The following is a 24,152-nucleotide window of genomic DNA, read 5'->3' as shown; positions in this document are numbered from 1 at the left end:
GACCGGAGCCGGTCCCCGGACGCGGCGCTCCGGGCGTTGGGGTCTGGTGCTGCCACAGGTCGGCCGTCGGCCGGTCAGCCCTGGTAGCTGGCCGGCCGGAAGTGCCAGACCTGGTTGTTGCCGGTCTTGTCGGCCCAGCAGTCCATGGGGTGGCCGCCCTTGCCGTCGGGGATGTCGAGGTAGCCGACGAAGTCGTCGACCGACGTCCAGCACTCGAAGCGGTTGCCCACGGCATCGTTGGAGTGGATCTCGCGGCCGACCGTCCACATGTGAGCGGTGTCCGGGTCGTGCTCCAGGGCCTGGATGTGGCGGGTGCCGTCCGCGGGGTAGGTGCTCAGGGACTTGCCGGCGTGCGCGCCGTCCTGGACGAACAGGTAGTAGAGGGCGCGGCCCTCGCTGTTCGTCTTCCCGGCGGGCCCGAGGCGGAAGAGGTTGTGGGTGTCGCTGTCCGGGTCGTAGTTGCCCTTGGTGTTGATGCTGTTGCTGAACAGGACGTTGATGTCCTTGTCGTACATCTTGACCTTGGTGCCGCGGGTGTCACTGCCGTAGAAGGGGATCGTCTGGAGCTGGAACGGGTCGCCCTTGGTCGGGTCGATCTCGACATCGGCCCCCCACACGAAGGGGCAGCCCTTGATCAGGGCCTTGAAGAACAGGACCACGAACCCCCACCCGGCCCCCGGTTCTTCCATCGCACTCCCGAACCAGGAGTCCATCTCCGCCTGGATCGCATCACAGTCCTCCCCCCTGAGGCCCTCAAGGCTGGCATGGGGGTTGGCGTCGACGATCGCCTGCAGGGCCTTGAGACGCTCTTCCGGAATTTCCTGGTGAGACATGGGAACACCGCCGCTCCAGAGGGGGTCCGTATGCAAACAGACCCGAGGGGGCGAGCGTATCCAAGTCGTCACTCAGTGTAAAAGTGGGTGATTTCGGCCGGCCGCGTGCGCAGCGGTCGGCGGTGCAGCCGCCCGGAACCAGGTGGCCGGTGGTGGTGTGTTCGGCGGCGTCCGGCAGGCCGCACAGGACGACGGTGCCGAGGTCGACGGCACCACCGGCGGCTGCTACCGGCCGGGGGCGGTGGTCGGCGGGGTGTCCAGCACCCGGAAGGAGATGCCCGCCGCGATCAGCCGGTCGATCAGCGGCCGACCCATCGCCACCGCCGTGGTCAGCTGCCCCGCCACGGGCGGCAGGTCGTCGTACGCCAGGCACAGCGCCGACTCGGCGAGCATCTTCGCGGTCTCCTGGTAGCCGGGATCGCCCCCGGACACCTCGGTGATAACTGTCCGCCCGCCGTGCGCCCGCGCCACGAACCGGACGGCGAACCAGGACCGCTCCCGCTGCTCCGCGCTCGGCCCGTCGCCGGGCTTGCGCAGCCGCCCCAGGACCCGGCGCAGCGGTGGCAGCTGGGCGGCGACGGCGACCGCTGCCACCGCGGCGACGCCGGCGACGGCGACCGGCAGCCGTCGCACCGCCGCGTAGTGCGCGTAGCCGAAGTCCGGGCCGTACTCGTCCAGCGCGGCGGCCGAGCGGGACACCACCTGCGGGTCGATCGAGGGCATCGGTACGGCCCAGGCCCGGGCCGCCCGCGACCGGTGCGGCCGGCCGGCCGGGGTGCGGACGAGTCGTCCCTTCGGTCGTGGCTCCACCGCGCGGCGCGCCCGGGCGGCCCGGGCCATCGCCCGCGGTCGGGAGAAGGCCGTCATCGCGGAGGCGAGGGTGCCGCCGGAGACGGTGCCGCCGGCGCGGACGAATCCCTCGACCGAGACCCGGGCCGCAGGGCCGCCGCGTCGCAGCAACTCCTCGACGGTGAACAGCACCCCGAGGTCGTGCGGCACCGAGTCGAAGCCGCAGGCGTGCACCAGCCGCGCGCCGGTGGCCACCGCCCGCTCGTGGTGCCGGAGGTACATCCGGTCGACGAACTCCGGCTCGCCGGTGAGGTCCACGTAGTCGGTGCCGTGGTCCGCGCAGGCTGCCACCAGCGGCTCGCCGTGCCGCAGGTACGGGCCGACCGCGGACATCACCACCCGGGCCTCGGCGGCCACGGCGCGCAGCGCCTCGCGGTCCGCGGCGTCGGCGGTCAGCAGGGGGAGGTCGGCGCAGCGCGGGTCGATCTGCGCCAGCCTCGTCCGGACGGCGGCGAGCCTGCGCTCGTCGCGTCCGGCGAGCGCCCAGCGGCAGCCCTCGGGGGCGGTTCGGGCCAGGTACTCGGCGGTGAGCCCGCCGGTGAACCCGGTGGCGCCGAACAGGACGAGGTCGTAGGTGCGCGACTCGGCCATCGGCAGTCCCTCCGTGCGGGTGATCGACTGCGTCACGCTAGGAGGACGTCGTGGCACTGTCAACGCTCTCGGCCCCTGCCCGGTGTCGTGCGCCGGGTGCGCGGCGCGTCGTGCCCCTGCCGTCGGAGGCGTGCGCGATCGCACGACGGAGCTGCCCCGACGGCTCTTGCCGTGCCGCCGGGTGTGCTGGTAGTCAGGTGGCGAACCATCAGGGAAAGGACCCGTTGTGCTCGCTCACGTCCCGTCGGGTGACGGCCGGTGGCGCCGGTCGGAGGTGCAGGTGCGTGCGCTTGCGCTGGATTTCGGGGGCACGCTGGCCCGGCCGGGGCCGCGGGCGGACGGGGCGGTGATCGCGCGTGTGCTCGGCAGTGGACCCGGGGGTGTGCCGGAGGGCTTCGCTGCGGTGTTCGACGGGGTTGCGCGGCGGATGCGGGAGGAGGGCCGGGCGCTGGGTGTGCAGAGCGTCTTCGCCGAGCAGCTGGAGCGGGCGCTGCGGGAGTGCGGCGCTTCGGTTCCGGACCTGGAGGGCGCGATCGAGGCGGTGTTCAGCGCGGTGCCGGACGCCGAGGTCGATCCGGTGGCCGCCGAGGCGCTGCGGCGGCTGAGGCGTGCCGGGCTGCGGTGCGTGCTCGCCTGCGACACGCAGCGGCCGGAGAGCGTACGGCGCCGCACGCTCGTGGCCGCCGGCATCGCGGACTGCTTCGACGCGCTCGTCCTCTCCAGCACGGTGGGGGTCCGCAAGCCCCATGTCCGCTTCTACGAGGTGGTGGTGGCCGCGGCGGGCTGCCGGCCGGAGGAGGTCCTCTTCGTCGGGGACACCCCGGCCAAGGACGCGCTCGGGCCGCATGCGTACGGCATGCAGGCGGTGCTGGTGAGCCCGGAGCCGCCGGCCGGCCTGCCCCGGGAGATCGGTGTGGTCGGGCATTTCGCCGAACTTCCCGAACTCCTCGGGGCAGGAGAGGAATGACGGGTCGTCAGCCCTGCTCGGCGCAGTACAGGTCGTAGTAGGCGTCCCACAGTCCGGCTCCGGCGATCGCCGCGTCGGCCGGGCCGGTGTGGAGACCGGCCGGCACCCGGTCGGGGTCGGCGCACAGGGTGGCGGCGGCGATCAGCGTGCCGGCGCGGTAGGCGTCGTAGCCCTGGGTGGGGATGGAGTCGGCCTGGAAGAGGTTCATCGAACGGCCGTTGCCCAGCAGGGTGGCGGTCCGGCCGCCGGGCAGGTCGAAGCGCAGCCCGATGCCGGGGATCTCGGTGGCGCCGGCACGGCGGGGACCTTCGGTCAGGACGGAGAAGTCGCGGGTGGCGAAGGGGGCGAGCAGTACACCGTCGGGCAGCGCGCTCAGGTCGGCCTCGGTCAGCGCGACTTCGCCGGTGGTGCCGACGACCAGGAACGGGGTGCTGGAGGAGAGGGCCTGACGGGCCGTGCGGTAGGTGGTGAAGCCGTTCTCGGCGGCGTCGATCAGGGCCGGCAGATCGGTGTCCACGACATCCACGCGGCAGCCCAGGTCGCGCAGTTGGGTGGCGAGCAGTGACCCGAGGGTCCCGTGCCCCAGCAGCAGTACCCGCCGACCGATGATCTTGCGGTCCGGTAGCAGGGTCCGCACCCGGCGCAGGCAGGAGTCGGCGATCTCGCGGTAGCCCAGGCGGGACTTGACCTGGGAGCGGGCCAGGTTCAGCACGGGTATCGCCAGCTCGCCGGCGGCGGCGATGCGCTTGATCCCGCTGACCGTCAGCTCCAGCGCCGCGTCGGCGGTGTGCGGAGCGGTGACGGTGCCGTAGCCGCGGGCCAGCAGTCCACCGTCGTCGACGACCAGGACCCGTCGGCCGGCCGCGTGCGCGGAGTCCAGGAAGGCGTCGATGTCGGCGCCGACCCGGGCGAGTTCGGCCTGGTGGGCGTCCGGGTCGTTGACGGCGGTGTTGTCGAGGATGTCGCTGCGGTAGCCGCGGGCCAGGAAGGTCGCGTGCACCCGGTCCCGGTTCCAGGTCTGGTCGCCCTTGTCCAGGGCGAAGATCCACTCGGCGGGGATGCCGGCCCGTTCCATCGCGAGGACGAATCCCGTGCTGTGCTCCAGGTAGTGGTCGCGGAAGAGCAGCGCCCAGTCGTCGAAGGCGGGCTGGGGACTGCTGTAGCGCTCCAGCAGCGGCATGGCGTCCCGGATGCCGGCCAGTTCGCTGTCGGTGTAGGGCAGCGCACGGGCGGCGAGGGTGTCGCGCAGCTCGGCGGCGAACCGGCTCGCGCCGCGGCCGGGACCGGGGTCGATCAGCACGTCCACGGCGGCCGGCGGCGGCACCTGGAAGCCCAGCGTGCGCGGCTCCTGCGGCGGCAGGCCGCGCAGCCGGACCGTGACCAGGGCGTCCGAGGTGGCCGGGTCGGTGAGCCGGAGCGTGTCGGCGTCCGCGTGCTCGTACCGCAGTCGGTGGCGCTCGGCCAGCGCGGTGACGGCCGCCGTGACCGCCGCACCGCCGATCGGTCCGCGCAGCACCTCCCACTGGTCCGCTGGGGTGTCGCTCGCGTCCTGCATCGCGACGGTCGCGGTCATCGGCATGGTGGCGGTCGTGGTCATCGGCATTCCTTCGTTCGTGGTCGGGCCGCCGGACGGGCGTCGGCCGCGGCGGTGGGCCGCCTGCGCCAGCGCGCTCTCGACGTCGCCGAGGTGGTCCAGCAGCCGCTGGGCCGCGGCGTGCCGCAGCAGCCAGAACCGGTCCAGATCCGGTTGCAGCAGCCCGGGCTTGAGGTAGTGCTGCTTGACGCCGTACAGGCTGGTCAGCAGCTGGATCAGGGCGACCCGCGCGCAGGCGGTGACGTCGGCCGCCGGCAGGAGCGGATTGGTCTCCAGGTAGCTGCCGACGAGGTTCACTCCTGAGGTGATCCAGTCCTCGTCCAGCACGACCGTGCGCGGGTCGAAGGCGATCCGGCCCAGCTCGTAGGAGGCCAGGAACGACTCGGGTGGCAGGAAGTCCAGCACCGCGGTGAGTTCGTCGCCCTGGAACAGCAGGTTGACGGCGGAGTAGTCGCCGTGCAGTACCTGGGTGGTCAACGGCGGTAGCCCGGCCAGCAGTTCGGGGATCCTGCGTAGCACGTCCCGCCGCTCGGTCAGCGTTCGCAGCGCCTGCTCGTCGAACTCGCCGCGCTGCGGCCGGCCGCCGGCGATGCCCAGCAGCTTGTCGACGGTGGCCTCCAGCAGCCCGAGGTCCGGGTGCAGCCAGTCGTCGACGGCGGCCGTCGGCCGGCGCCCGGCCGGGTGGTCGGCGAACGCGCTGTGGATGCGGCCCAGGGCGGCGCCCGCGGCGCGCTGCTGGGCGGGGTTGAGGCCGCTGTCGACGATGGCGCCGGGCATCCACTCCCAGACCGAGACGGTGGTGGAGCCGTGCCGGACGACGGTGGCTCCGCCGGCGGCGGGCCGCACCGCTGCCACCGGCACCTGCCGCAGCCGGGCCAGGCGGGTCTGCTCGACGGCGGCCCGCTCGGCGCCCAGGTCGGTCACGCCGTCCCGGTAGTGCTTGACGAACAGCAGCCGGTCGCCGACGCGGGCACGGTAGTTGACGGTGACCTGGCCGACTGGCAGCCGCTCCAGCACGGCACCGGGCAGGCCGTAGGCCTCGGCGAGCACCGCCGTGAGATCAGGCTGCGCTGCAGGGTCCGACACTGCCCCTCCTCGTTGCGTTCGGTCGTTCGGGCGTCGCCCCGGCGGGAGCGGCGCGGCGGTCCCGCGAACCGCACTGCTCCGGGTGGTTCACCCGGGGCGCACCATGGTCGGCGTCCGCAGCCGCAGCTGCTCGGCGGTGCGGGCGATGAGCTCGAGCGGCGTCAGGTCGACCCGGGGGCCGGGGCCGGCGGCCTGCAGCAGGTCGATGCCCCGTCGGATCGCGGTGTCGAGCGGCGAGTCGTGGATCACCCGGTCCGCCAGCAGCCGGCCGCCCCGCTGCACGGTGAGGCGGTGCGCGTTGCGGGGCAGCCGCCAGCCCCCGGCGGCGGCCACCGGGTCGAGGTCCAGCCGGAAGGCGGTGTCCCCGGCACGCAGCAGGACGAACCGGCTGCGGTGCTCGGCGCCGGCCGGCAGCTGCCGCCAGCCGCCGGTGTCCGTGGGCGGCGGGCCGACCGGGGCGGGCGCGGGACCGAGGATCGCGGAGTGCAGCTCCAGCTCGGTGCCGCAGGCCAGTTCGGTCCGCTCGGTCAGGGCGCTGGTGAAGAGCTCCGGATGGTAGGAGGCGTGCAGTTCCCGGGCGTGCTGCCGCCCGCCCAGGTACTCCCGGCTCGCCGCAGGCGGTACCAGACGGCGCAGTACGGCCAGCATGTGCAGCCACTCGTAGCCGAGGACGCCGTAGTCGAGGTCGACGAACCGGCCCGCGGCGATGTCCGAGGAGCGGTCCTTGGTGAACACGATCCGCAGCGACTCGGGTATCCGGTGCCCGGGTTCGTGGACCCGTACGGCCTCGGTGAGCAGGTCCAGTGCCCGCGCGTGCGCGTACTGGTCGATGACCACCACCCGGGCCTGCGGGTGGGCGGCGAGCAGGGAGCGGAGTTCCGCTATCTCGTGGCTGGGGCAGGCCGGCTTCTCCAGCAGCACCCGCGCGCCCGGCTGCCTGGCCAGCACGGCCCGCAGGACGCGCAGGTGCTCCCCGGTCGGGCAGCAGACGGACCACAGGTCCGTGCTTGCGACGATCCGATCGGGCAACTGCTCGACGGTGGTCCATCCGGCGGCGCCCGTCGGGTCCGGCGCCGGCTGCGGTTCGACGATGGTGAGTTCGGCCCCGAGGCCGCGCAGGACGGCCTCGTGCAGCCGTCCCGCGACGCCGAAGCCGACCAGGCACACGCGCAGGGGTGTCGTCACTGTTGCTCCGATGTCAGTGGCGGAAGTCCAGTGGTCCAGGGTCGGGCGAGCCCCGCCACGCAGACCCGCAGGGCGTCCTCGATCTCGTCCAGGCGGCCGAGCAGGAGCTGCGCGGTGCGGTCCCGGTGGAGCCAGAAGGCGTCCAGGTCGTCCTGGAGCGGCCTGGGGTCCAGGTAGTGCTCCTTGACGCCGTACAGGCTCCGCAGCAGGTGGGCCAGCCAGATCCGCGCGCTGAGCACCAGGTCCTGGGCGCGGGCCCCGGGATGCTCCGCGGCGTACGCGGACACCAGCCGGCAGGCGTTCTCCGGCCAGCTCGACGACTCGGCGACCTGCTCGGGAGGGAAGGCGATCCGGCCGATCTCGTAGGCGGCCAGGAACGGGTCGGGCGGGCGGAAGTCCACCACCGCGACCAGCCGGTCGCCGTCGAACATCAGGTTGAGCGCGCTGTAGTCGCCGTGCAGCACCTGGCTGGTCAGCGGGGGCAGGCCGGTCAGCAGGCGCGGGACGGCGCGGATCAGCTCACGGCGGCGCCGCAGGATCTCGGCCGAGCGGAGGTCGAACGCGCCGGGGGCGGGCAGCGCGTCGATCCGCGCCAGCAGCCCGTCGATCCGGGCCCTGGCCGCGCCCTCGTCGAAGGCCAGCCAGTCGCGGGTCTGCCGAGGGAGCCCCGTGGGGGCGGGGTGGCCGGCGAACCGGCGGTGGATCCGGGCCAGGGCGGTGCCGGCGGCCTCGGCCTGGCCGGGCGTCAGGCGCGGCTTGGAGCTGCCCGGTTCGACGTACTCCCACACCGACAGCGCCAGCGGCCCGTCGGTGCTGACGGTGCGTCCGGCGGTGGTGCGGAGCGGCCGGGGGACGGGGACGCCGGCCTCCGCCGCCTGCTCGGCCAGGTCGATCGCCGCCGCTTCGGCCGTCAGGTCGGCCTCGGCGGGGTACTGCTTGACGAACAGTCGGCCGTCCGGCCCGTCGGCCCGGTAGTTCCGGGTGCCGTGTCCGGCGTGCAGCTGCGTCACGTCCCGCACGCCGAGCCCGTACCCGGCGGCCAGGGCAGCGACGACGGCGGCCGTGTCAGATCGTTCCATGGTCTTCGCTCTCCCCCCTGAGGTGGTCTCCGCCTTGTGTGCCGGGGTCGGGTGCGCCGACGCCGGATGCGCCGACGCGGTGTGCCGGCCCGCTGCCGCCGGTTCCGGCGACGAGCAGGTGCGCCTCGGCGATGGCCTCCCAGGGCCCGGTCTCGTCCGGTTCGGGCCGACCCCACCTGGTGTCGGGGTGGGCGGCGGCCAGTGCCAGCGACGCCGGCAGGTCGGCGGGCGACTCGTGCAGGTAGGCCGGATGACCCTGGGTCATCTCCCGGATGCTCGACAGCGCCGGGGCGACCAGCGGCACCCCGCACACCACCGCCGTGCCGACCGAGCTGGGGTGGATCGCCTGCGTGAAGAACCGCTGCCCGCCGTCCGTGCGGTAGTTGCAGACGGCCACCGCGGCCGCGTCGTGCAGGTGCCGGACGTGGCCGGGGTCGACCCGCCCGGCCCACCGGTGCACCCGGTCGCTGCGGCGGGCGAGGTCGGTGACGGCGGCCTCCAGTTCCTGGTCACGGCAGGGACCGACGACGTACAGCTGCCCGTCCGCGACCTCGGCCCGCAGGAACGCCTCGATCACGCCCGGGACGTCCTTGTAGGCGGAGATGTTGCCGGCCAGCAGGAACGCGCGGCTGTCCGCCATGGCCGCGGCCAGGCGGGCCGGCCCGGGCGGCAGCGTCGGCGCGGCGGGGGCCGGCAGCCCGGCCCAGCCGCAGACCGCCACGCGGCCGCCCACCCCGGGCAGGCCGCGGACGTGCGCGGCGTCCGCCCGGGTGTGGCACAGCACGGTGTCCGCGACCGCGAGCAGTCCGGACACCACCGCCAGGTCGGCCTCCGACGTCTGCGGCACGTCGATGGGGTAGAGGTTGTGCACGGTCCAGACGATGCGCCAGCCCTGCCGCCGCAGCCCGTACAGCCTGCGGACCAGCTCGGCGGCGAGCACCGGGTCGGCCGTTCCGCCGGCGTCCCGGTAGAGGCGCTTGAGCCGGTGCAGGTTGAGCACCCCCGGAGCCTGTGCCTCCAGTCCGTCGAGTCCGGGCTGGAAGCGCAGCTCCATCCGGCCGCCGACCGCCCTCTCGAACTGGGTGAAGTACGGGCTCGGCCAGCGCGGGTAGTCGGTGACCACCACCCACGGTACCGGCGGGTGCGGGACGGCGGCGGTCACCATGTGTCCCCCAGCCAGGTGATCGCCTGCCGGTAGCGGGCCAGGCAGGTGGCCGGGGAGCGGTCCGCCCCGGTCCACTCGAAGGCCAGCTCGATCTGTGCGCCCCGGGCGGCCGCGTCCCGCGCGGCCTGCAGCAGCAGCCGGTGACCGGGCGCCGCGAACCCGTCGCCGCGGTCGGAAAGGTGGACGGCCGCGGCCCGGGCGACGAGCCGGTCGGCCAGGGCGCGGTCCGGCGCCGGCGCGCAGCGGTCGAACTGCAGCGAGTCGGCCAGCAGTGCGGCCTCGGGCAGCAGGTCGAGGAGCCGGTCGGTGAAGTCGAGTGCTTCCGGCGTGAACCAGTCCGGCGAGTGCGGTTCGATCAGCAGCGGCCGCCCGCGCAGCCGGGCCGACGCGGACCGTGACCAACTCTCCGGCGGATCCGTCGCGAGCACCCGCACCGCCCGGGCGCCCAGCGAACCGCCGCGCTCGGCCAGGGCGTCCAGCTCCGCCAGCGCGGCCGGGTCGTCGGCCAGCAGCGCGGCCAGCTCCAGGTCCGCGGTGACGGCGGTCACCGGTACGGTGCGGTCGGCCAGTGCGCGCCAGGCGGCCAGCTCGGCCGGAGCGCGCTCCGACAGGTGGTGGCCGCGCGGCCCGCCGCGCAGGTGCACGAACGGGACGGCCTGGGCGGCGGCCCACGGCAGCAGCTGCTCGGGCGGCAGGTGACGGACCCCGATGCTGTACAGGCCCAGCGGCGGACGCCCCTGGCGGGTCACGACGCGCTCCAGTCGAGCAGCAGCAGCGGCGGCTGCGGACGCCGGCCGGCCAACAGCGCACGGTACAGCTCGGGCGCGTGGTCGCCGGGGGTGACATGGCACCAGTCGGCGAACTGCTCGGGGGCGAACCGGGCCGCCAGCCAGTCGCCGACCTCCCGGAACCGGGCGACGCGCTCGGCTGCCCGGCGACCGCCCAACTCGTGCATGCCGAGGACCCGCAGGGAGGACCGGTGCACCAGCAGCGGGTCGAGCGGGGCGGCGTCCTGCGGGGTGCCCAGCAGCCCGACGGTCGCGCCGGGTGCGGCAGCGGCCAGCGCCTCGGCGAGCCGGCTGCCGGTGCACTCCAGGACGAGGCCGGCCGAGCCGTCGGCGACTGCCGGAACCACCCGTACGCCCGCCAGCCCGGCCACGGCGGGCCACGGCCGGGAGGACCGGACGTCCACCCGCGCCGCGCCGCGCCGCAGCAGCTCCAGGACCGCGCCGAGCGCGACCGGGCCGCTGCCCAGCACGACGGGGGGCGGGCCCGCCGGATCGGGAACCAGGTCTCCCAGGCCCAGGGCCGCCATCAGCTGGAACCGCGCGGCCGCGGCGACCAGCGGTCCATGGGCGGTGCCGAGCGCGTCGGCGTGAGTGGGATCGACCCAGCCGCCGTGCGGCGCCGGGGCGAGCACGACCTCTCCCGAAGCCGAGGCGGCCATCGCCATGTAGCCGGCGGCCCTGGTCTCTCCCGGGCGCCCCGTACGCAGCCGGCGCAGCTCGGTGCCGGGGCTCAGCAGGCTCGCGGTGCACGCCCTCGCCCGGTCGGGCCGGGGGCCCGGCGCGGGCGGGGTCAGGAGCACCTGGCCGTCGCGGAACCAGAGCCGGGCGCCGGTCGCCGCGGCCTCGTCCCCGCCGTGGTGGGACGTCGGCCCGACGTCCGACGGCCGGCCCTGCTGCTGATGGGGCTGTGGCATGTCCTGCCTTCGCTCGGTGGTACGGATGGTGCCGGTGATGCTCTGTCAGGCCGGGACCGGGACGAGGACGTCCTCGATGCCCGCGGCGATCTGACCGGGTGTGCCGAGCGCCGAGAGCACGGGAACCCGGTCCGCCAGCCGCGTCGTCAGCGCGAGCCGCGCCCGGGTCAGCTCCGGCGGCTCCAGGCAGCGCAGCGGTGTGTCGTCGCAGCGCAGCACCCGGTCGAGTTGGTGGCCGCTGGCCTGGTAGAGCCAGGAGTGCCGCAGCTGGCGTTCGGCCCACCGGACCAGCGGCGACTCCCGCTGGTCCACCCGGACGTGGACCAGACGCACCGTCCGCCGAGCGGTCGGTGCGGCGTGCGCCGGTGGCAGCAGCGGCGCCAGATCGGCGGTGTCGTCCGGTGCGAGCGCCGGTCCGGGCAGGTACCGGCGGGCGGTGCCGGGCAGGTAGCGGGCCACCTCGGCACTGCGGACCACGAAGGCCGTGGTGCCGCCGAGGTACTCCGGGGAGCCGTCCGGCAGGACCCGCAGCAGGGACACGTCGCCGGAGAGCGGCTGCCAGCCGCGCTCGTGCAGGGCGAGGGCGGTGAGGGTCTTGCCCGCCCCGTGGCCGCCGAGCAGCAGCAGCACCTGGTCGTCGCGGGCGGCGGCGACCGCGTGCAGGGTGAGCACGCCCCGGCCGAGGTGGCGGCAGTGCAGCACGGCGTTGAGGAACCGGCGCACGTCGTCCGGGGCGGCGGTGTCCGGCAGCAGCGCCGTGTCGAAGTCCGGGTCGGTCCGGAACCCCGCTGCTCGCGGTCCGGTCGCCGGGCGTGAGCCGCAGCCGCAGCCGGCCACGGCGGCGCCGGGCAGGTGCGGGACGATCCGGGGCCACGCGGTCCGCAGGGAACGGGGCAGTTGCACGTGCAGCGGGCCGGCCGCCGTGGAGACGTCCCAGCTGCCCTCGGCGGGTGCGGTGGGCGGCGTGGTCATGCCGTACGGTCCTTCGGTCGGCGCTGCGCGGCGGCCACCAGGTCGTCGGCGAGGTCGGCGACGGTGCTGAACTCCACCGGGGCGAGCGCCTCGCACCGCCGCAGCAGCCGGGTGGTGTACTGGGCGAACTCCTCGCACCAGGAGGCGTCGGCCCGCACGAAGTCCCACCAGTGGAAGGTGATCACGCCGATTCCGGTGGGCGCCGCGATCGCCATCACGGACTCGGCCAGCTCCTCGGCCGGCGGACCGGCACGTCGCACGCGCTCGTAGGAGACCCCGGTCGTCTGGTAGACGTCCAGCGCCGTGCCCACCAGGCGGTACGGGCGGCGCCGCTTGGCCTCGGCCCGGTGGTCCGGCCGGTCGGGGTCCAGGCCGAGTGCGGAGACCTCGGCGTCGGTGACGGCGCGGGACACGTGGAAGCCCTCGGCGAGGCACTGCTCGCGCAGCCCGGGATCGATGTAGTTGTGCGGCGGGATCAGCGTGCGGGTGCCGAACCGGGACCGCCAGCCGTGCAGGCAGTCGGTCAGCCGGGTGACCCGCCCGGCGGAGGGGGCCACCAGCTCGGCGACGGCGGGACCGGCCGGAGACCGGTGGTCGGCGTGGGTGAGGCCGTGCAGGGCGACCTCGGCCAGCCCTTCGGCCCGGCGGCCGTCCAGGTAGTCCAGCAGGCCCGGGTGGGTCGCGGTGGAGCGGGCCGCGGCAACCTCGCGCGGTGAGGCGACCGGGCCCAGGCAGCCGAGGGCGGGGAACGGGATGGTGCCCAGCACGACCGGGCGGCCTGCCCACACCCGGTCGTCGAGTGCCCGCAGGGCGGTGAGCGGGGTTCGGCCGTGGACGTCGTCCAGCCGCAGGCAGAGGGTCACCACGGCCGGTCCTCCTCCCGGTCGGTCGACCGAGCGTCACGGCCCTTTTCCAGGAAGGCGAGGGCGGCCCGGTACAGCTGCTCGTCCACCAGTTCCTGGCCGACCAGCAGGAAGTCCGCGACCGGCGCGCGCAGCAGGACTCCCGAATCGAAGTCCTCGATCCGGGCCACCTGCCGACCGGGGTGGTCCGCGTCGCGCAGGTGCAGGCCGTGCACCGGCAGCCCGAGCGCCATCCGTCGACGGACGTCGCCGTCGCCGTCGCCGTCGGCGGGGGTGACCGGCGTGCTGCCGGCCCTGCGCTCGGTCTCGGCCCGGGCCGCGTCCCGGAGCGGCTCCATCAGCGCGGGGGCGGGCTCGGTGAGCAGCCGGGGCCGGGCGCAGGCGTACTCGACGAGTTCCAGCAGCTCCGGTGCCAGCAGGTACTCCCGCGCCGCCGCCACGACCTCGGCCGGGTCCGGCGCGTCGGGGGAGCCGAGCAGGACCGCCACGTCGATGGCGTCCTTCACGCCGAACGGGTGCTGGAACCTCTCCTCGGCGAGCGCGAGCAGGTTGGCGACCCCCGGATCGGTCGGCGCCCCGGCGCGGACCGGGACGTGCCGCAGGTCACCGGCGTGGACGAGCGTCGCCACCTCGATCTTGAGGTCGGCGTCGAGCAGCGGGTCCGGTGCGGGCCAGCACAGGGTCGCGACCAGGTCGCGGACCGGCCCCCGGGCCAGCACCGAGACGTAGAGCAGGTCGGGGCTGTACTCCGCGGCGATGCCGCGCACCACCCGCCACAGCGCCGCCTCGTCCGGTACCAGCAGGTCCAGGTCGCACATCGACCGGACCAGCGGACGGGGGTACCAGCGGGCCAGTGAGGGCCCCTTGACGACCCGTGCGGCGCCGGTCCGGGCGGCGGCCGCCGCGACCTGCTCGTAGCGGGCGATCCGCCCGCGGGCCCGGCTGACCTCGTCCCGGGAACCGCTGCCGAGGGTGTGCCCGTCGGCCTCGGCCACCGAGAGTGCGACCGCGGCGAATCCGGGAGAGACCGGGCGGGCGGCCCGGACCACCGCGCGTGGCGTGGCGTCCTCGTCGAGGCCGAGCATGGCGCGCAGGTTGTCCAGGTCGAGCGTGAACCGGGCGAGCGGTCCTTCGGTCTTCATCGGGCACCTCCGGTGCCGTCCTGCGGCAGCGGCATGCGCCAGTAGGTGTGCCGCAGCCGCCAACCGGTGGCCAGGAGCGAGTCGAGGACCCGCGAGTGCCCGGTGTCCGGCCCGGCCGGGCGGGCGTGCACCACGTTCCGGGGGTGCACCACGTTGCCGACCAGCGGCAGGCCCAGGTCGTCGGCCACCGCGCGGGAGGCGTCGACGAGCGCGGCGGTGGTGGCCCGACGCAGCTGCGGGGGGTCGATCAGGATGTCCAGCAGCTCGACGAAGCGCCCTCCGTCGACGTCGTCGCCGGCCTCGCACAGCAGCGTGGCGTGGCCGATCGCCGTCCCCGAGGACCGTGCGATCAGCGAGCGCCGGTCGGGGGCCTCGATGATCTGCTGCGCGTGCCGGCGGGCCGCGGCGTCGTCGACGCTGCCGTGCTGGCCGGCGTTGTGGAACGCCTGTACCAGCCAGCGGGCCACCTGCTCGTCGTCCCGCCGGTCGGCCGGGGTGATGGCGATGCCGTCGGCCGGGGTGCTGGCGATGCCGTCCGCCGGCGAGGCGGCGGCGCCGATGTGCTGGACGTAGCTGAGGTGGCGTTCCCACGGCTCGGGCATCCGCAGCTCGGCGGGGGTGCGGACGACCGCCAGGCGGCTGTCGGGGAAGTGCTCGGCCAGGAGCCGTGCCAGACGGCGGGCGGCGGCCCGGTCGGTGAGCAGGGCCGGGTCCGCGTACTCGACCAGGCACTGCTGTTCGCCGCTGAGCGGCTCCTGGTACTCCCCTGCCACGCAGGGGTGCCCGTCCAGGTCGACGACCAGACCCGCCTCCCCGGCGGCCCGCCAGTACTCCTCGGAGATTCCCTGCGGCGTCATCGTGCGGCCTCCGGGCGGACCACCAGGTTCAGCTCCGCCAGCAGATCGGCCGCGCTGCGGCGGATGTCGTCGGCGGTGACCGAGCGCAGCGCCGCGGTCTCCTCGTCGGTCGACAGGGGGGCGCTCCGGTCGAGTCCGCGCTGGGCCAGCAGACGGGCGTTCTCCAACGGGTCCTCGGTCTGCAGGGTCAGCCGCATGACCGCCTGCTTGCGTGCCGCGTCCAGATCGGCTTCGACCGGTCCGTCGGCGGCGAGCTGTTCGAGGAGCCCGACGACGACGGCCACCACCTGCGGGCCGTTGCGCGGTTCGGTGCCCACCAGGACGCGCCAGGCACCGGCCTCCTGGTAGCTGCGGGACCAGGAGGCGAAGGCGTAGGCCAGGGCTGCGTCGCCGCGCAGTGCCCGGTAGAGCCGGGAGGACGGGCTGGAGCCGAGCAACTGGGCGAGGACGCTGAAGGCGTGGCGCTGCGGGGCCGTGCCGGCGGCGGACCGTCCTCCCAGAGCGAGCCAGCAGAAGTCGTCCTCCGGCCAGCTGACGTCCAAGTCGCGGCGCAGGGCCGGCAGTGGGCGGTCGGCGCCGCGCTCAGGCAGCGGTCCGGCGGTGCTCGCGACCAACGGTGAGCTGCGGACCACGGACTCCACGGTCGCCGCGGACAGGCCGCCGACGCTGACCAGCGCCATGCCGCGGCGCAGGAAGTTGTCGTGGTGAATCGCCGCCAGGCCCTCGGGGTCGATCCGGTCGAGCTCCTCGACCGTGCCGCCGACCGGTCGGCCGAGCGGATGGCCGGCGAAGATCCGGGCCAGGAAGGCGTCCTGCACGACGTCGCTCGGGTCGGCCGCGGCGGAGGCCAACTCCTGGAGCACCACCCGGCGTTCGCTCTCCAGCAGGGACGGGGTGAGCGCCGGCTCGGCGATCGCGCCCAGCAGGCGTTCGAGCACCGCCGGGGCGTCCTCGGTGAGCACCCGGGCCTCGAAGACCATCGCCTCCAGGCCGGTGATGGCATTGGACTCGCCGCCCCGGCGTTCGATGTACTCGCTCACGGAGACGGCGCCGGACGCCGGCGCGGTCATCAGCAGGTGCTCCAGCAGGTGGGCGGCCCCGTTCGCGCCCTCGGGGTCGTGGCGGGCGCCGAAGCCGACGGCCAGGCAGAAGGAGGTGGTCCGCAGACGTTCGTCGGGGCGGCTGAGCACGGTGAGCCGGTCGGAGACCGGGTGACCGTGGAGCCGGATGCTTTCGACGGCCTGGGGCACGGGGCACCTCTTTCGGACGACTGCCGGGCCTGTGGGGGCCCGTAGGGCTGGTTGAGACTTCTGCGACGTCCGGTCGACGTCGGATCGGAAGGGGCCCCGCCGGGAAGGGCAGTGCCCTCCCCGGCGGAGCGGTCCGTCACATGGCGGACTTGATCTTGATCTTGTCCAGACGCGGACGCAGGCTCACAGCGTGCTGACGCTCCATTTCTTCCCCTCCTCCCGGATGCAATCGGTGGTGAATCGCGACCGGAATGCGGCGCATGTTCACCGGGTGCTTCGAATCAACCATGCCGACCGCTTTCCATGCAAGCCTTCTCCCGGAATTCTCGACAATTGTCGACCCTCGCCGGACCGGCCGAAAAATTGGCATGCCAAAGCCGTCGGCCGGGCCGGATGAATTCTCCGGAAGGCCGACACCGCCGTGCACGAAAAAAGGTCACCCCGTCCCGTCGGGGCGTCGTTCTACCGACCGAATCCCAGGGAGTTACTGACCGAATTCCAGGGAGCCGTCGCGCCGTCCGCGCTCGGCAAAGAAATGGAATGCCAGGACGGCGATGCCCAGCCAGACCGCCCCCACCAGGACGACGGCCGCCGCCGGCCGCCACACCTGCCCGGCCGGACTCCCGGCGGCCAGCGCGGTCATCGCCCGGTTCCCGTAGGTGACCGGCATCGCCTCCGCCAGCAGGCGGATCGGGCCGGGCCAGTAGTCCACCGGCACCTGAATTCCGCAGAAGGTCATCATGGCCAGATAGGCCACATTGGACGCGATGTTCCGCAACTGGGCGGCGTTGAGCACCAGCACGCTGAGCACCAGTCCGAAGCAGTAGCTCGCGACGGCCGTCAGCAGTTGCAGAATGATCACCGCGGGGATCTGCGCCGCACTCCAGTGCAGGCCGAACAACGGCCCGAGGGCCAGCAGCGCGACCGACGACGTCGCGACCCCGCTCGCGATCCACTGCAGACTCCGGCCGAAGAACACCGGGGCGAGTTCAGCCGGCGAGGCGACCAGCAGCGGAAGGGTGCCCGCTCTTCGCTCCCAGACGCTGGAGGCGACGACCATCATCGACTCGATCACGCAGGTCATCACCGAATTGCCGATGAACCGGGCCTGGGAGTGCCCCGGCGAACCGAGCACCTGCCCGGCGAGGGTGAAGAAGACGACCTGGGAGAGCATTCGGCCGACCCAGCCGAAGGTCCATGACTTCCAGGTGTAGGTGGCCGCGAAGTCGGCCGCCGCGTTCCGCGCGCTGTAGGCCACCACGCGCAGCGGCTGTACCAGTGATGTCATGCCTGCCCCAGTGTGCCCAGGACCCGCACCCGCCGCAGCACCTGCCGCATCAGCAGCTGACCGGCCACGAAACCGGTCGCGCCCAGCACCAGCACCATGGCCAGCCGGCCGGCCAGTTGGGGTACGTCGGGCGGGGCGAGGGAGTCCCGCAGCAGCCCGGCTCCCCAGTAGAGGAAGACCGCCCGGCTGAACGGCTGCAGCCACCCCGGCAGGAGGCTCACCGGCACCAGCACCCCGGCGAGCAGGTAGACCGGGTAGCTCAGGGTGTTCTGGAAGATCCGGGCGGAGCGGGCCAGCACGAACACCGCCGCCATCATGGTGGCCGTCCCCGCCATGGCGAGCACGGTGGCCGCCAGCGCCGCCACCAGCACGGCCGGATGGGGGACGGGCACCACGATGCCGAAGCAGAGCCACCCGACCAGCCAGGTCTCGACGAAGGCCAGCATGCTCAGCGCGACGGCTGCGCAGATCCGGCCCATGATCACGACCGACAGCGGGGCCGGCGTCGCCACCAGGGCCTCCAGCCGCCCGCCGCTGCGCTCGCTGCTGATCAGGTCGCCGGCCACGAACAGCGACATCGTCCACACCGCGATGAGCACCGGGGCCGCCACTGCGTACGGCGTGAGGGCGGAGCGGGCCGCCTGCTGCGTCATGGAGAGGAACATCAGGCTGAAGAACGGGGCCGTCACCAGCACGGCCAGGTCGCCGGGCGAGCGGCGCATCAGCAGCAGTTGGACGCGGAAGGAGGCGGTGAACGTCCTCATCGGCCCACCGCCATGCCACGGTCCCCGATGAGTTTGAAGTAGACCTCCTCCAGGCGGGGCCTGGTCGTGGCCAGCGAGGTCACCCCCCGGTCGACGAGCAGGCCGATCACCGCCTTGGTCGCGTCCGTGCCGGCGACCTCCACCCGGTACCTGCCCGGGGAGAGGGTGGTGACGCCGACCACCCCCGGCACGGCGTCCAGCCCCTGCGGCGCCTCGGCGGCGTCGCTCTCGAACTCGATCCGCTCGTTGCTCGACACCAGGGCGCTGAGCGCCTGCGGGTGCTCGGTGGCCAGCACGCGCCCGCCGTCGATCAGGGTCACCCGGTCGCACACCGCCTCGGCCTCGGCCATGTCGTGGGTGGTCAGCAGGATCGTCCGGCCCTCGGCCTTCAACTCGGCGACCAGCAGCCGGAAGTCGCGCGCGGCGACCGGGTCCATGCCGGTGGTCGGCTCGTCCAGCAACAGCAGCCGGGGATCCCCGACCAGCCCCCTGGCCAGGTGCAGCCGCTGCTTCATGCCCCGGGAGAAGCCGTCGACCTTCTCGTCGGCGCGCTCGGCCAGGCCCACCCGGGCGAGCAGCTGCTCGGTCCGGGACAGCACGGCCCGGCGCGGCAGGCCGTACAGGGCGCACCAGTAGTGCAGGTTCTGCCGGGCCGTCAGCCGCGAGTACAGGCCGCGCTCGCCGCCGAAGACCACACCGACGCTCCGGCGCACCTGCCTCGTCCTGGACACCACGTCCTCGCCGAACACCCGGACACTGCCCGAGCTGGGCAGCAGCACGGTGGCGAGGATCTTGCACAGGGTCGTCTTGCCCGCCCCGTTGGGACCGAGCAGCCCGTGCACGGTGCCCTCGGCCACCAGGAAGTCGAGCTCGTGCAGGGCGACCACCTCGCGTCGCTCGGCACGTCGACCGCGCCCGAGCGCGTAGCTGCGCCGCAGCGCCACGGCTTCCACGGCGGTCACCGTGCCACCTCCGCGAGCCCCAGGGCGTCGCACACCTCGGCCAGGAACTGCGGCATCCGGTCGTTCACGTCGCGCCCGTAGCGCACCCGGACCGCGGGAAGGCCCTCCAACTCCCGGCACAGCGCCGGGCCCCCGCCCTGGACCGGGGCCGGAAACCGGGACCGGTCGATCAGCCCGAGGAAGTCGGTCATGAACTTGAGTTCGCCCGCATCGGCCAGGAACTGCCGGCTCCACCCGGCCGGCCGGTCCAGGACCCGCTCGATGGTCCAGCCGCGCCGCTCCTGCTCCGGCTGCGGCAGCACCACCGCGGCGGGGACCGCCTGTCCGACCATCCGCGCCCCGGTCAACTGCTGGAACTCGTCGAGATCGAGGTAGACCCGCTTCCGGGTGGCCCTCCCCCACGGTAGCGACTGCGCCCCCTCGAACGATCCGGTCGGCGTGCCGTGCCGCCGTAGCGAGGCCTGCTCGAAGCGGGCCCGGGCCGGATGGCCGATCAGTGCGGCGGTGCTGACCCCGAGCCGGTGCGGCCACCCGTGCACGCGCACGGGCAGGGCGGGCCGCTGCGGTGCCCCGGCGAGAAGGAGCAAGTCGTCCGAGACGACGTCCCACTCGGCGCGGCTGCCGGCGAGGAAGCTGAGCGAGGACTTGCCGCCGCCGCTCGGCGCCAGGAAGAGCAGCGCCCGGTCGGCCCGGGACACGGCAGCACCGTGCAGGAAGACGGCGCCGCCGGCGCGCACCCCGGCCGCCAGGACGAACTTGAGGAAGCGCACCGCGGGCCTGAGCGAGTCGGCGTCGTCGCAGCACACCGCGAGCTCGACGGCGGCGTCGCCGGGGACCGCGCTGATCAGCATCGGCGGGTGCAGTCCGTCGTCCTGGACGACCGTCACCCGTTCGGCGCCGTGCTCCAGGACCGACACCTGCGTCTCGTCCAGTTGGAGCCGCGGCGCCCGCGGGTCGGCGGTCGGCAGGGCGTCGGGCGCCGCCGCCACCACGCGGACCGTGAAGAGGTCCGGGTCGGGGTCCGGGGTGACGGCGAAGGTGGGGCTGAGCAACCGGGCGGCCCAGACGTCCAGTCCGGGCACCTCGGACTCCACCCTGATGGCGGCGCCGGCCACGCTCAGGCCGAAGAGCCGGCCGCCCCCAAGCCGGGCCGGGGAACCGGTGCCCTCCGCGCCGGGTATTCCGGCCTGGTCTTTGGTGTGCATGGTGCCACTTCTGCAGGAGGAATATGAGCTTCCAAGAGGTACACGATGAATGGACGGATGACCAGGGGCTACAAGGGCATTCGTCGGCGCACTACAGGGCGTGGCCGAAATAATGCCGTGATCGACCCGATGTCGATGCCCAAGGATTGAACCACCGCCGCACCGAGAACCGTTGGGCCCGATCCGCGGCCCCGGCCGGACGGAGCGGTCCCGGAATTCTGCGGGAATTGAACCTCGTCGCACCCGGGAACCGTTACGCCTGTCCGAAATCCCCGCCGAACGGCGGGTCGGAATCCCCGCCGAACGATAGGCCGGATCCCCGCCGAACGGCGGGCCGGAATCCCGAGAGCGCGGCCGGCCGGCGCGGGTCGCCCGACCCCGACCCCGACCGCACCGTCCCGCCGGGCTGAGCCCGGAGCCGGCACACCCCTCCCGAGCCGCTCGCCAACTGCTTCGACTCCCTTCTCGGTGGAGCGCCGGACGAGGAGCCGGTGGGCGAAGCCGTCGGCCGGCGCCTGACCGGTGACGGTGACGGTGACGTCAACGACGGTCCAGTCGTAGTACCGCTGCCCTTTCGCCCCCTCGCCGCAGCTGCGGCGCTCCCACCGGTCGCGGCTGGTGGCGCAGTGCAGCAGGTCCCCGGCCCGCGCGGCCTTCGGGGCACCCGGCTCCGGCTTGCCCGCCACCCCGGCGATCGGCAGGTCGACGGGCACCCCCACCACGTAGCGCACCGCCTGCTGGTGGAGGAAGGCGCGCAGATGCGGGTCGCGCCCGTAGCCGGAGTCCGCAGCCATGAAGGAGAAGGGCACCTGCGCGGCGAGCGCGGCGGCGAGCATCGATGTCGCCAGGGCGGGCTTGGTGGCGAAGGCGACGGAGGGCGGAACCTTGGCCTCGACGCGGCACGCGGCGTCGAGGCCCAGGACTCCGGCAGGCCCCCCGGGCAACGGGCTTCTCAAGTGACGATGTCTCAGATTGCGATTGAGACGGTCTCGAACGCCCTGATCGCAGGGATGAGACGGGTGTTGGGACACCCGGTGCCCATGGAGACGGCCAGGCGGTTCGTCGGGAGGGGACACACTCGTCCCGTGAGAGGCCGCGCCGGACGACGCCGGTTCCCGGCTCGTGCAGCGGAGTGCTGCCGACCGCGGCGACGGTCGGCGTCGACGGCTTCTCCAGACCCGAGAGAACTCTTCATACCTTCCAAGGAGTGCCCACGATGAGCAGCCTTCGCCGACGGGCAGCGACCGTCTTCGCCGCCACCACCCTGGCCGTGGCGGGGGGACTGACCCTCGCCCCTGCCGCGTCCGCCGCCTCCAGCTGCTACGCCAGCAGCTGTACAGGCCTGGACCCGGCCAGCACGACCTGCCAGTACGACGCGTACACCGCGCGGTACGGCACCGTCGCAGGGCGCGGCATCGAGCTGCGGTACAGCCCGTCCTGCCGGGCCGTCTGGGCGCGTTCGGTGGCCGGTATCTTCGGGGACAAGCTCGATGTCCAGAACTCGAACGGCACCTACCGCTGGACGATGGTCCAAACGCAGAACTCCTGGACCACGATGGTCAACGACGCCAACGTCACCGCGCACGCCTGCCTGTGGGTCCAGAACGGCTCGGAGTACAACTGCACCATCGACTACTGAGCCTCGTCAGCGTCGCCTCTCCAGGGTGGGAACGGCTGCGGCCGGTGACGCCACGCCGGCATTGACGGTAGCCACTGCGCGTTCGACGGGACACCTCAGCCGGGCACGGGCTCCGGCCGGCAGATTCCGGGATCACCACCGTGATCCCGCGACGCGGACGCTCGGACACTGCCAGGAAGAACGGCCTCGATCTCTCGACGCATGACAGCGAAGGCCCCGCCCGCGGGCGGGGCCTTCGTGCTGCCGGTCGGCGCAGCAGCGGCTGAGTCGACGTTCCAGTTGTGAGGCAGGTCGGCGTCGCAGAAGACGCAGACGTAGTGTTCCTCCCTCACGATGTTGTGCCCCTGGCATTCGGGGCAGCGTCGGAACACGACCTCGTGCGTGAAGCCGGCCGGCTGCCGCAGGCCGGCCCGGTCCAATGCCCGGGCCACGGCCGGCCAGGACGCGGTGTCCGGGCAGTAGCCGGTGGACTGGTTGCTGACCCCCTCCACTGCCCACTGTCCGGACTCGTCCTGGAAGCTCATCTCGCCGGCGCTCAGCACCGGCTCCCCGCTCGCGCAGGCCACGTGCTCACTTCGGCGGGGAGCCAGCAGCAGGACCCCGTCGGCGTCGATGACGAAGGTGAAGGGATCAGCCAGCTCTTCTGCGGTCCGCTCCGTCACCCATGTCGCGAAGTCAGCCGCGGTGCGGATGCGGAAGCCCCCGTGCCCGGGTCGGACGGCAGCCCTCAGCTCGGCTGGTCCGACGTACCGGTAACGACGCGACACGCTCATGCCCCCAACCTAGCCCCCATCGCAGCGCCTCGGCCTCGGGTTCGAGGGCAGTCGGATCCTGGGGGTGTGGGTCCTGGCCTTCCAGCGGGCCACCGGGTGCCGGGCGAGGACGGCGTACAGCGTGGGACCCGCTCACGACCCGGACGGAACCATGACCCCCCGCCCGCGCGTGGACCACGCAGCAGCGCAAGGGGGGCCTTGGATGAGCACGTCCAGCATCATCGGCACGGTCGGGATCGTGGTCCTCGTCCTCTGCGTGGCCGCCATCGTGGCCGTGTGGCGGTCCGGGACGCCGTTCCCGCCGGAGCGGCCGGGCCCGCCGGGCTGTGTCGCGTGCGGGCACAGCACGTACAGCCATGGCTCCCGCGGCAGTTGCAGCGAGACCGAGTACGACGGCTCGGACCGCTACGACGGCGGCGGCAACTGGATCGGCACCTGGAACGAGCATTCCTGCTCGTGCCCCGGCTTCAGGACGGAGTGAGGCGACCGGCTCGGGTGGAGCGGTCGACCTCCGCCATCAGCACCGGCACCCCGGTCTCCGGCGCCCGGAGCACCGCGCCCGGCGCACCCTGCGCCGGCCGTGGACCTGCGCCTTGCCGCCCCGGCGGATCACGAGTACCGGCAACCCATGCCGCATATCTATACGAACCATGGCAAACTGGGCGCAAGTGATAGTGCTCTACAGAGGAAAATCACCCATGACTCATGGAGCCCACCCCCACGCTCCTACCATCCGCGCAAACATCGACCGGGCCCGCGGCTGCGAAGAATGCCGCAGCTGGGGCACCGTGATCACACCCGAGGGCCGCCTCGAGCTGTGCCCCAGGTGCCAGCCCCCTGATTAAGTGGAGCAGGCGATCGCCGAGCAGCGTTTCGACAGCGATTCGGAAGGCACCTGAACCGGATACTCACGAGAACGAACCCGATCTCTCACCCCGCCCCGCCCTGCCGCCGTTACCCGCGCTTCTCGAACCGGCGCTCCAGTTCCTCGTGCCAGCGAGCCGCGTTGCTGCCGTCCAGCTGACCGGCAAAGGCCCGGTAGACGGCCGGCACCAGAGCCTCACGGTCGGCGGGCTCCGCCGAGGCGATCGCCCAGAGCGCCTCGGCGGTGTCGTTGTCCAGACCGGTGCAGGAACGCGGTCCCCCGCCTGCGAGCACACGCTCCAGTTCCCCGTGGAAGATCTGCCGCAGCTCCTGGTCGGTCGGCCGCCTGTGCCGCATCCCGCCCCCCATCGACGTCGAACTCGAACTCCCCGTCCTCCGGAAACGACACGGTTACCCAGGCCCGTGGTTCCACATACCGGCTTCGGCTCGTCGGGGCGGGCAGCACCAACGGGCCCAAGTCCCTTACCGCAAGGGCCTGCACACACCCCGGGCACTCCGGCC

At 73.6% G+C, this 24,152-nt stretch carries 23 protein-coding genes and 1 pseudogene; 3 read left to right on the top strand and 21 right to left on the bottom strand.

Annotation, left to right across the window (positions count from 1 at the left end; all coding sequences use genetic code 11):
* Positions 1 to 74: 74 nt before the first annotated feature.
* A complete protein-coding gene (locus ACFC1F_RS34735) occupies positions 75 to 833 on the bottom strand; it encodes a hypothetical protein (RefSeq protein ID WP_376164426.1) in 759 nt (252 codons plus the stop codon).
* Positions 834 to 1,058: 225 nt separating this feature from the next.
* Positions 1,059 to 2,273 carry a saccharopine dehydrogenase family protein gene (locus ACFC1F_RS34730; RefSeq protein WP_376164428.1) on the bottom strand — a complete coding sequence of 405 codons (1,215 nt, stop codon included), beginning with the start codon at positions 2,271 to 2,273 and terminating at the stop codon, positions 1,059 to 1,061.
* Between the two features lie 226 nt (positions 2,274 to 2,499).
* On the opposite strand from ACFC1F_RS34730, the gene ACFC1F_RS34725 reads away from it, so the two are divergent.
* Complete coding sequence (locus ACFC1F_RS34725; protein WP_376164424.1) at positions 2,500 to 3,240, top strand: HAD family hydrolase; 741 nt, start codon at positions 2,500 to 2,502, stop codon at positions 3,238 to 3,240.
* Positions 3,241 to 3,247: 7 nt separating this feature from the next.
* Here the strand turns inward: ACFC1F_RS34725 and ACFC1F_RS34720 are convergent, their stop codons facing one another.
* The 17 genes from ACFC1F_RS34720 to ACFC1F_RS34640 all read right to left on the bottom strand — a co-directional run bounded on the left by ACFC1F_RS34720 (position 3,248) and on the right by ACFC1F_RS34640 (position 21,310).
* Positions 3,248 to 5,920 (bottom strand): hypothetical protein, encoded by a 2,673-nt coding sequence (locus ACFC1F_RS34720; RefSeq protein ID WP_376164422.1) that lies wholly within the window; start codon positions 5,918 to 5,920, stop codon positions 3,248 to 3,250.
* Positions 5,921 to 6,007: 87 nt separating this feature from the next.
* Complete coding sequence (locus tag ACFC1F_RS34715) at positions 6,008 to 7,105, bottom strand: Gfo/Idh/MocA family oxidoreductase (protein WP_209412785.1); 1,098 nt, start codon at positions 7,103 to 7,105, stop codon at positions 6,008 to 6,010.
* Positions 7,102 to 8,184 (bottom strand): phosphotransferase enzyme family protein, encoded by a 1,083-nt coding sequence (locus ACFC1F_RS34710; RefSeq protein ID WP_376164419.1) that lies wholly within the window; start codon positions 8,182 to 8,184, stop codon positions 7,102 to 7,104. Before ACFC1F_RS34710 ends, ACFC1F_RS34715 begins: the two co-directional genes overlap by 4 nt.
* On the bottom strand, positions 8,171 to 9,349 hold the full coding sequence (locus tag ACFC1F_RS34705; protein WP_376164417.1) for a glycosyltransferase: 1,179 nt from the start codon (positions 9,347 to 9,349) through the stop codon (positions 8,171 to 8,173). The genes ACFC1F_RS34710 and ACFC1F_RS34705 overlap by 14 nt, the downstream gene beginning before the upstream one ends.
* Positions 9,343 to 10,098, bottom strand: a complete 756-nt coding sequence (locus ACFC1F_RS34700; RefSeq protein WP_209412782.1) for an AP endonuclease — start codon at positions 10,096 to 10,098, stop codon at positions 9,343 to 9,345. The genes ACFC1F_RS34705 and ACFC1F_RS34700 overlap by 7 nt, the downstream gene beginning before the upstream one ends.
* Entirely contained in the window at positions 10,095 to 11,051 is a 957-nt protein-coding gene (locus tag ACFC1F_RS34695; protein WP_209412781.1) for a hypothetical protein, read from the bottom strand. Before ACFC1F_RS34695 ends, ACFC1F_RS34700 begins: the two co-directional genes overlap by 4 nt.
* A gap of 45 nt (positions 11,052 to 11,096) precedes the next feature.
* Positions 11,097 to 12,023 (bottom strand): hypothetical protein, encoded by a 927-nt coding sequence (locus ACFC1F_RS34690; RefSeq protein ID WP_376164415.1) that lies wholly within the window; start codon positions 12,021 to 12,023, stop codon positions 11,097 to 11,099.
* The gene (locus ACFC1F_RS34685; protein ID WP_209412779.1) at positions 12,020 to 12,889 is read right to left on the bottom strand and encodes a hypothetical protein; all 870 of its coding nucleotides are present in this window, start codon (positions 12,887 to 12,889) and stop codon (positions 12,020 to 12,022) included. The genes ACFC1F_RS34690 and ACFC1F_RS34685 overlap by 4 nt, the downstream gene beginning before the upstream one ends.
* Entirely contained in the window at positions 12,883 to 14,028 is a 1,146-nt protein-coding gene (locus ACFC1F_RS34680; RefSeq protein ID WP_376164413.1) for a hypothetical protein, read from the bottom strand. The genes ACFC1F_RS34685 and ACFC1F_RS34680 overlap by 7 nt, the downstream gene beginning before the upstream one ends.
* Positions 14,025 to 14,885 carry a hypothetical protein gene (locus ACFC1F_RS34675; RefSeq protein ID WP_376164411.1) on the bottom strand — a complete coding sequence of 287 codons (861 nt, stop codon included), beginning with the start codon at positions 14,883 to 14,885 and terminating at the stop codon, positions 14,025 to 14,027. The genes ACFC1F_RS34680 and ACFC1F_RS34675 overlap by 4 nt, the downstream gene beginning before the upstream one ends.
* Complete coding sequence (locus ACFC1F_RS34670) at positions 14,882 to 16,135, bottom strand: pitrilysin family protein (RefSeq protein ID WP_209412776.1); 1,254 nt, start codon at positions 16,133 to 16,135, stop codon at positions 14,882 to 14,884. The genes ACFC1F_RS34675 and ACFC1F_RS34670 overlap by 4 nt, the downstream gene beginning before the upstream one ends.
* 136 nt (positions 16,136 to 16,271) lie before the next feature.
* Positions 16,272 to 16,562: a hypothetical protein gene (locus ACFC1F_RS34665; RefSeq protein ID WP_376164409.1), complete on the bottom strand. Its 291-nt coding sequence runs from the start codon at positions 16,560 to 16,562 to the stop codon at positions 16,272 to 16,274.
* Between the two features lie 57 nt (positions 16,563 to 16,619).
* Positions 16,620 to 17,423: an ABC transporter permease gene (locus ACFC1F_RS34660; RefSeq protein ID WP_209412774.1), complete on the bottom strand. Its 804-nt coding sequence runs from the start codon at positions 17,421 to 17,423 to the stop codon at positions 16,620 to 16,622.
* On the bottom strand, positions 17,420 to 18,187 hold the full coding sequence (locus ACFC1F_RS34655) for an ABC transporter permease (protein ID WP_209412773.1): 768 nt from the start codon (positions 18,185 to 18,187) through the stop codon (positions 17,420 to 17,422). Before ACFC1F_RS34655 ends, ACFC1F_RS34660 begins: the two co-directional genes overlap by 4 nt.
* Positions 18,184 to 19,149, bottom strand: coding sequence for an ABC transporter ATP-binding protein (locus tag ACFC1F_RS34650; protein ID WP_376164407.1), 966 nt, complete (start codon positions 19,147 to 19,149; stop codon positions 18,184 to 18,186). Before ACFC1F_RS34650 ends, ACFC1F_RS34655 begins: the two co-directional genes overlap by 4 nt.
* The gene (locus tag ACFC1F_RS34645) at positions 19,146 to 20,354 is read right to left on the bottom strand and encodes a hypothetical protein (RefSeq protein WP_376164405.1); all 1,209 of its coding nucleotides are present in this window, start codon (positions 20,352 to 20,354) and stop codon (positions 19,146 to 19,148) included. Before ACFC1F_RS34645 ends, ACFC1F_RS34650 begins: the two co-directional genes overlap by 4 nt.
* A gap of 68 nt (positions 20,355 to 20,422) precedes the next feature.
* Positions 20,423 to 21,310, bottom strand: coding sequence for a transposase (locus ACFC1F_RS34640; RefSeq protein ID WP_376164403.1), 888 nt, complete (start codon positions 21,308 to 21,310; stop codon positions 20,423 to 20,425).
* A gap of 260 nt (positions 21,311 to 21,570) precedes the next feature.
* On the opposite strand from ACFC1F_RS34640, the gene ACFC1F_RS34635 reads away from it, so the two are divergent.
* The gene (locus tag ACFC1F_RS34635; protein WP_376164401.1) at positions 21,571 to 21,993 is read left to right on the top strand and encodes a DUF2690 domain-containing protein; all 423 of its coding nucleotides are present in this window, start codon (positions 21,571 to 21,573) and stop codon (positions 21,991 to 21,993) included.
* A 257-nt stretch (positions 21,994 to 22,250) separates the two neighbouring features.
* Here ACFC1F_RS34635 and ACFC1F_RS34630 read toward each other — a convergent pair.
* A pseudogene (locus ACFC1F_RS34630) lies at positions 22,251 to 22,766 on the bottom strand (hypothetical protein); the annotation flags it as partial.
* 202 nt (positions 22,767 to 22,968) lie between these two features.
* Between ACFC1F_RS34630 and ACFC1F_RS34625 the strand changes: the two are divergent.
* A complete protein-coding gene (locus ACFC1F_RS34625; protein ID WP_376164399.1) occupies positions 22,969 to 23,247 on the top strand; it encodes a hypothetical protein in 279 nt (92 codons plus the stop codon).
* 473 nt (positions 23,248 to 23,720) lie between these two features.
* Here ACFC1F_RS34625 and ACFC1F_RS34620 read toward each other — a convergent pair whose 3' ends face one another.
* A complete protein-coding gene (locus tag ACFC1F_RS34620; RefSeq protein ID WP_209412770.1) occupies positions 23,721 to 23,987 on the bottom strand; it encodes a hypothetical protein in 267 nt (88 codons plus the stop codon).
* Positions 23,988 to 24,152 lie beyond the last annotated feature (165 nt).

The sequence above is a fragment of the Kitasatospora sp. NPDC056181 genome (assembly GCF_042266225.1).
Taxonomy (GTDB): Bacteria; Actinomycetota; Actinomycetes; order Streptomycetales; family Streptomycetaceae; genus Kitasatospora.
This window is presented reverse-complemented; position numbering and strand designations above follow the sequence as displayed.

Bases quoted from the DNA above. Each gene is read 5' to 3' on its own strand.
- ACFC1F_RS34695 (WP_209412781.1), bottom strand. From the start codon at position 11,051: ATGCCACAGCCCCATCAGCAGCAGGGCCGGCCGTCGGACGTCGGGCCG.
- ACFC1F_RS34710 (WP_376164419.1), bottom strand. From the start codon at position 8,184: ATGGAACGATCTGACACGGCCGCCGTCGTCGCTGCCCTGGCCGCCGGG.
- ACFC1F_RS34680 (WP_376164413.1), bottom strand. From the start codon at position 14,028: ATGAAGACCGAAGGACCGCTCGCCCGGTTCACGCTCGACCTGGACAAC.
- ACFC1F_RS34620 (WP_209412770.1), bottom strand. From the start codon at position 23,987: ATGCGGCACAGGCGGCCGACCGACCAGGAGCTGCGGCAGATCTTCCAC.
- ACFC1F_RS34625 (WP_376164399.1), top strand. From the start codon at position 22,969: ATGAGCACGTCCAGCATCATCGGCACGGTCGGGATCGTGGTCCTCGTC.
- ACFC1F_RS34635 (WP_376164401.1), top strand. From the start codon at position 21,571: ATGAGCAGCCTTCGCCGACGGGCAGCGACCGTCTTCGCCGCCACCACC.
- ACFC1F_RS34735 (WP_376164426.1), bottom strand. From the start codon at position 833: ATGTCTCACCAGGAAATTCCGGAAGAGCGTCTCAAGGCCCTGCAGGCG.
- ACFC1F_RS34690 (WP_376164415.1), bottom strand. From the start codon at position 12,023: ATGACCACGCCGCCCACCGCACCCGCCGAGGGCAGCTGGGACGTCTCC.
- ACFC1F_RS34645 (WP_376164405.1), bottom strand. From the start codon at position 20,354: ATGCACACCAAAGACCAGGCCGGAATACCCGGCGCGGAGGGCACCGGT.
- ACFC1F_RS34660 (WP_209412774.1), bottom strand. From the start codon at position 17,423: ATGACATCACTGGTACAGCCGCTGCGCGTGGTGGCCTACAGCGCGCGG.
- ACFC1F_RS34675 (WP_376164411.1), bottom strand. From the start codon at position 14,885: ATGACGCCGCAGGGAATCTCCGAGGAGTACTGGCGGGCCGCCGGGGAG.
- ACFC1F_RS34730 (WP_376164428.1), bottom strand. From the start codon at position 2,273: ATGGCCGAGTCGCGCACCTACGACCTCGTCCTGTTCGGCGCCACCGGG.
- ACFC1F_RS34705 (WP_376164417.1), bottom strand. From the start codon at position 9,349: ATGGTGACCGCCGCCGTCCCGCACCCGCCGGTACCGTGGGTGGTGGTC.
- ACFC1F_RS34655 (WP_209412773.1), bottom strand. From the start codon at position 18,187: ATGAGGACGTTCACCGCCTCCTTCCGCGTCCAACTGCTGCTGATGCGC.